The 6,143-nt window shown below is 69.4% G+C and carries 6 protein-coding genes; 1 reads left to right on the top strand and 5 read right to left on the bottom strand.

Going from position 1 to position 6,143, the window contains the following annotated elements; genetic code table 11:
* Positions 1–249: 249 nt before the first annotated feature.
* Complete coding sequence (locus tag ACZ51D_RS34165) at positions 250–1,011, bottom strand: hypothetical protein (protein ID WP_465664455.1); 762 nt, start codon at positions 1,009–1,011, stop codon at positions 250–252.
* Positions 1,012–1,470: 459 nt separating this feature from the next.
* Between ACZ51D_RS34165 and ACZ51D_RS34160 the strand changes: the two genes are divergently transcribed.
* On the top strand, positions 1,471–1,761 hold the full coding sequence (locus tag ACZ51D_RS34160; RefSeq protein ID WP_465664454.1) for a hypothetical protein: 291 nt from the start codon (positions 1,471–1,473) through the stop codon (positions 1,759–1,761).
* A gap of 70 nt (positions 1,762–1,831) precedes the next feature.
* Here ACZ51D_RS34160 and ACZ51D_RS34155 read toward each other — a convergent pair whose 3' ends face one another.
* The 4 genes from ACZ51D_RS34155 to ACZ51D_RS34140 all read right to left on the bottom strand — a co-directional run bounded on the left by ACZ51D_RS34155 (position 1,832) and on the right by ACZ51D_RS34140 (position 5,489).
* Positions 1,832–3,391: a DUF2637 domain-containing protein gene (locus tag ACZ51D_RS34155; RefSeq protein WP_465664453.1), complete on the bottom strand. Its 1,560-nt coding sequence runs from the start codon at positions 3,389–3,391 to the stop codon at positions 1,832–1,834.
* A 334-nt stretch (positions 3,392–3,725) separates the two neighbouring features.
* Entirely contained in the window at positions 3,726–3,938 is a 213-nt protein-coding gene (locus ACZ51D_RS34150; RefSeq protein ID WP_465664452.1) for a hypothetical protein, read from the bottom strand.
* A gap of 384 nt (positions 3,939–4,322) precedes the next feature.
* Positions 4,323–4,745, bottom strand: coding sequence for a helix-turn-helix domain-containing protein (locus tag ACZ51D_RS34145; protein WP_465664451.1), 423 nt, complete (start codon positions 4,743–4,745; stop codon positions 4,323–4,325).
* Between the two features lie 108 nt (positions 4,746–4,853).
* Positions 4,854–5,489 carry a hypothetical protein gene (locus ACZ51D_RS34140; RefSeq protein ID WP_465664450.1) on the bottom strand — a complete coding sequence of 212 codons (636 nt, stop codon included), beginning with the start codon at positions 5,487–5,489 and terminating at the stop codon, positions 4,854–4,856.
* Positions 5,490–6,143: the final 654 nt, after the last annotated feature.

The following is a 6,143-nucleotide window of genomic DNA, read 5'->3' as shown; positions in this document are numbered from 1 at the left end:
CTGCTCACGGTCCGACCGCGGGTCCACGCGGAAGCGGGGGAAAGAGGTGGCAACCCACTGCCTGGTTGTGTAGCGAGTTGTGCGGCCGTCAGGCATCCGCGTCTGTGTCTGCGTGTCCCATGTAAGGGTGGCAGTGCAGAAGTAGCGGACGGCGTCGGGAACGGAACCGGTCATGCTGCTTGCTCCTTTGTCATCGATGGCGTCAGCTTCCGAACCGGGGCTCGCTGCTGCACGGTGCTGAGCACCGCCTTACCGCAGCTCTGCGTACGGCGTCGGTGTGGCGGTCGGGTGGAATCGGTGTGGTCGGTAAGCCCCGCCAGCGCGGGTGGGGCAGGAGTCGCCCGGGACCAGGGGCAGGTCACCTGCGAGCTGGGCCTGCCGAATCTCGGAAGGGGTGAGCGGCACACCCCCGACGGCCGTGAACTCCCAAAGCCGGGGGGAGTGCTCACGCCAACCGTCAGGGTCGATCCGGTAGACGCGTCGGACTACTCCGTCCACGGCCACGATGGCGAACTCAGCCTGCGCCCGTACACCGGCGCCGATGGGCCAGACCCCTCGGTCGCTCGCGTACTGCTCGTACCCGCCGACCTCGCCGAAACTCCCTCGGGGATCGCTCTCGTCGTGCCGCACCCGATCGCGCCGTGAGATGACGACGGCAACTCGCTCGCCCTGGCGAACGGAGCCAAACCGCTTGCGCACGGCAGGGACGCCCACGCCGAGGGCCTGGGCGACGTCCTCCAGGTCGGTTCCGCGGTCGATGAGTCCGAGGGCGGTTTGGTCGGTGCGGTTGGAGAGGTGCCCGGCGGCGTGCTTGAGGACCCGTAGGTAGGCGAGGCGTTCGGGTTCGTCCGCGCTGCTGTCATCCTCCGGGTCGATCGGCCCGTCCACTCTCGGCCCGCCTACAACCCCGGCCAGTTCGCGTGCAAAGGCGGATGTCAGTTCGTCAATGGCCAGCTCAAGGCGCCCCTGTTCGCTCGCACCCAAGGGCGTGCGCGCTTCATCGTCAGACATGGGATAACCGTAGTGATCCCCTCACCTCTCTGGCAACGGGTTTACCCCGGTTATCCCCTCTGACCGAAGGGGCCGTCCTGCACCGCAGGCCAATCACCAGCCCGTCCGGCCTGTCAAGGGATTCCCGTTCCGGCCCGGATTGTCGGTCCCGCCCGACAGTCTGGGCCAGCGTGCTTTCGCGATCCGCAGACAGAGGGGTTCGGGTGCCACGGCAGGTGAGCGAGGCGGCCGCCGTCGCCATGATGCTGACAGCGAGTCTGCAACCGCTGGAGCCCCGGCCAGCCAGCGGGGCGAAGCGTGGCGATGCCACTGCCAGGCCTGCGGCAAGGAGGTGGCCCCGCACCTCAGCACGGTCCGGCCGGGGTCGCCTCACGCGGAGCGCAGTACACAGGATGCCGCTTCTGCGCAGCGGTCAAGCGCGGCCGCCGCCAGAGGGAGGGCACGGCCCAGAAGGCCGACGTGATCCTCGGCCACCTGTCGGTCGGCGATCCCTGGGCCAACGCCGGTCTCGATGTCCTGCTGCTCGGTGAGCTGCTGGCCCGGATCGGCGGCTCCGCGGTCGTGGCGACCGCACCGTCGTTCATGCGCGGCGGCCGGAGTCACCAGTCGCTGATGACCGCGCTGCACGCCGCCGGGTTCGTGCCGATGGCGGGGCACACCGTCGTGGCCGACGCCGCGCTTGTACCCGCGCTCTCCGGTCCGGCCGGCCAGGACCTGATCCGGCGCTACGAGGCGGAAGCGGCCCGCTGACCGTAGCGTGCGCAGCAGCAGTGAAACGGTCCGGCGCCCGAGGGGCCGGACCGTCGTCGTGGTGCGAGGGTCAGACCCCTGCGTTCTCCAGCTGGAGCTGCTCCTGGTCCTCCTGGATGGGGAGCGGGAAGAGGTCCTTGAGGTCGTTGTAGTAGCGCTCGACGCTGCGCAGGCTCACCGGCTGGTCGCCCTTGCCCCGCGCCCGGAGGTTGTAGGGGCTCTTGAAGAGGTGGCGGCGGAGTTCTTCGGGCCCTGGGTGGCGCCCGTGCTCAGCGACCAACACGGCGAAGCCGATGGCCCACTTCAAGGGGATGTTCTTGGCGAGCGCTTGGTCCGCCAGTGTGGGGTCGATGGTCGGCAGGTCGTCCTCGCCCGGGTCGGCAGCGGGGGCGGCCCCTTCGGTGCGGGTGGTCTCTGCAAGGACTGCAGAGGTCTCCTGCACCAGCCGCTCGGACTGTCCCGCACCCGCAAGAGCTGTGCGGGAATCGGGGGCGTTCGGCTGCTCGTACGTGACCATCAGGTCCGGTCCCGACTCGGCCCGCACCGCGTGCACCGGGGCCGGTGCCGGGCCCGCAAGGCCTTCCGCAAGTGCGCTGACCTGCAAAGACTCGGGATATGCCTGCGCAGGAACCGGGGTTTGCCGACCGAGGCTGCCCGCAACCGCAAAGGCCTCGGCGCCCGGTCCCGCACCCGCAACGGCCTGTCCCGCCGACTCCCGCAAAGCGGCTGGCCGACCGGACGGCGCGCCCGCAACACTCTCGGACTGTGCCCGCATCGGCTCCGTCCGTTCCCCGGCAGTGGTGGACGGTATCTCGCCGTCCGCTGAAGTCAGCTCCTTGCGCGGACCAGCGACCGTCGGCAGCTGGGCCGCGCTCTCCGGAGCCTGCGGCTTCGGCCGGCCGTCGGCGGCTGCGCGTGCGGCGAAGATCCGGTCCATCGGGCGGGTGGCGACGCCGGCGGCCGCGAGGCCGTCTTCGTAGGTGATCTCCATCGGCACACCCAGCTCAAGCAGATCCACCGGCAAGCGCGCGGCCGCAGGCAGCTTCTTGTTCGGACCAACCGGAGCGTCCTTCAACAGGGTGAGGTAGGTGAGGCGGGCCTGCTCCAGCCGGACCGCATCGTCCACGCTCCGGATCTCCCACAGCTGCATCCGGCGCCACATCGCCCAAGTCTGACGGGGAGCGAGCAGCCAGCGCATCAGCCGGATCTTCTCGATGGTCCGGTCCGAGCTGAGCTCCGCAAGCCGGGCGATCGCGTGCCGCGTCGCCTCAGAAATGATGATGAACAGCACCGGGATGACGGCGTGCATCCCCGTACCCAGCGGGTCGGGCCAGGACGCCGCTGCGTTGAAGGCGATGGTCGCCGCCGTCAGGGCCCAGGCGGTAGGGCGCAGCAGCGGGAAGGGGATGCGGAGCCAGGTGAGGACGAGGTCCAGCGCGAGGAGGACGAGGATGCCGACGTCCACGCCGATCGGGAAGGCGTAGGAAAACGTGCCCATCCCGACGCCGAAGGCCACGTGGCGGACGGCCAGGTACGAGCCGGCCAGGCCGATCAGGGCGACAAACGCGGCACCCAACGCGACGAGCAAAATCAGCGCCCGGTGGACCCTGGTCAGGACCGGTCGTGTCACAACTCTTCCCCTCTTGTCTTGCTTGGGTGCTCAAGGGGTGCAGTTTTTCATGCGGGTCGGACGTGGCGCACCGGGCAGACCTGGTCAGCCGCCTTGAAGCCCCAGAAAAACGCCCGCTGAGACGCGGGCTGGGACAGCCCCGTCCCAGCCCGGCTGCGGCGGTCCCGCACAGGTCGAAACAGACTGTTTCTCCACCACGCCACGATCCCGGCGAGTGTGACCACTCACCGTGACGAGGTTGGGATCCGCCCGCAGAATACGCGACACCTGAACATGCGGGCCTACCAGTCAACCGTCGCAGGTCAGGGGCCTACGGTGGGGATGGTCGGGCCGGTCAGATCTGCCGGTCCGGGTCGGAGAAGGTCAGGCCGCCGGCCGCAAGCGGACGCCGGGCCGGTGCTGGCGCGGCCGCGGTCTCGCCAGGCGGCTGGCGGAAGTCGGCGCCCTGCTCGACCGGCAGCAGCCGGCGCCCGCCGGACTGGGCAGGCACGGCGGCTTCGACGGCGGACTCGGAGAAGCGCAGGGAGAGCCTGCGACGGTCAGTCATGATCACCAGTCTCGCAGCTCGGACAGGCCGGTGGGCCACACCGCTATCACCGGTGCTAGCGATCGGGCCCTGGGGGCCGCAGCCAGGCTTGTTTCAGATCTCCAGAACAGAGTGGTCAAGCCGTAGCTACCTCGGGGCCCGAGCCGAGTAGCCGCCTCGCGGTCTGGCTCTACAGGTAGGGCCAGACCGCTATCACCAGTGCTAGTGCTTTGGCCCTGGCCAGCAGGGCCAGAACGAGGGCCGACTGCCTCACCTGGTGAAACATTCGGTTTGGCCCCACCTGCGGGGCCAAACCGCTATCACGGGTGGTAGTGCTTTGGCCCTGCTGGCAGGGCCAACGAAGACGGCCCGGGCGGTTGCCCGGGCCGTCGCAGGTCGTGCTGACTATGCGCTGATGCCGAGGTTGGCGAGCTGGCCTTCGTAGCGCTGCCGCAGTCGCTCGCCGAACCGCTCGGGGTCGAGGGAGTCGATCCGGGGCACCGAGGCCAGGCTGGCCCGCATCTTGCCGCCGGTCAGCAGCGGGTGAATCTGGTAGACACCCGGCTCCAGCAGCCAGGCCAGGCCCTTGTCCGCCAGTTGCTTCACGGACCGGTTGACGCTCGGCGCGCTCAGCCCCAGCAGGGTGCCCATCTCGGCCTGGGAGAGGCCGGCGCACCCCGTCTCCGGATCCTGGTAGGCCAGCAGCGTGTTCACCAGGCGGAAGCTGTTCGCGGTCAGCTCGACCAGGCTGAGGACGGCCAGCGCCTCACGGCTGATCGTCACGTACTCGGTGGTCGGGATCGGCGGGACGTACCGGGTGGTCGTCATCTGGAGTCCTCGGTCAGGGGCGCGGAGCGCCCGCCGGCTGCTGATACGTTGAGCATCCAATGTCAGGTTAGGCCCGCTCCGGTGCAACGGAGCGGGCCTCGCCGTCTCTCAGGCGCTCCGGACGGCCCGAACCTTCGGGGCCGCCGCCGGCATCTCGTTCTTCTCCGCCTTCGAGCCGAGCAGCACGACGTTCGCGGCCTTGGCCACCGACCGCTGCTCCTCGCGGCGCTCCTTGCGCCAGGCCGTGGCGTACTCCGGGCCCGGCATGAGGAACTCGGGCACCTCCGCGACCCAGATTTCCTGGGCCAGCTCCTGGTCGGCGCTGGACCCGGCGAAGGTGAGGAACGGGTTCAGCTGGTAGACCGAGCGGCGTGCGGTCCGCAGCCAGCCGATCTCGTTGAAGAACAGCAGCGACTCGCCCACGTAGGTCCGCGAGACGCCGGAGGCGGCGCTGATGTCGCGGTGGGTGGTCTTCACCATGCCCAGCGGCGCCCGGCGCGGGGCCTTTCCGCTCATCTGCTGGAATCCGACCAGGGTGCACCATGTCCGCATCCAGGTCTGCGGGATGTCCATCTGGGCGAGGGTGAGCATCATCAGCGGGGCGTCGGTCGTGTAGCCCTTGGTGGTGTCGGACTCCGCGAAGGTGCGGCCCGAGATCTTCTGCACCGAGTAGACGACGTTCCCCCGGCTGTCGAGCCGGGTTACCAGCTGCTCCCCGTAGCCCAGCTTGGGCTTGTCAGCCATCGGCGCTCTCCAGGTTCCTTGATCCAATGTCACCGGGACACTATCACCGGTGATAGTGCTTTGGCCCTACCCTTAGGGCCAAACCGTCTCGGCGAGTCGCCCGGCTGCGCCTGACGGTAGGCCCGGGAAGCTGTGGATAACGCCCGCCGGTTTGGCCTGGCCAGCAGGGCCAAAGTCGCGGGCGTTTGGCCCTGCTGGCCAGGGCCAAACAATGCCTGACGCAAAGTGGTCATTTTCGCAGGTCAGAGCACGTTTTTGGCCGGTTCTTGCGGGCGGGGCTCTCTCATACACCCGCTGCGCGGGAGAACCGGGCGCTCCCGTACCTGCGGGCCCTGCGGCACCTTGTGTCACAGCGGCTACTGCAAGGGTTCTGACCTGCAGGTTTGTTCCTGGGGTGGCCTCCGGCGGGCTGGCTGCCCGTGCCGCTGCCGCCGCCCGGGCCGGGCTCGGTTTGGCCCTGATGGCCGGGGCCGACGGGTGTCACTGCGCCAGTCATGGAAGTCCGGCTGCCGCCGGACCCGGGCCTTGACGGCCCTTTCCATGCCTACGAGTTCAGTGGCTGGTGCCCGTGCCCTGCCGCTGCTGGCGCTGCGGTCCTGTGGTGGGTGCGGGCTGCTGGGTGGTCCCGGCCAGCGCTCCCAGGTCGTGAAGGTG

It is taken from the genome of Kitasatospora sp. NPDC033851 (genome assembly GCF_055576085.1).
Note: the sequence above shows the minus strand (reverse complement) of the source record. Positions and strands in the feature narration are given on the sequence as shown.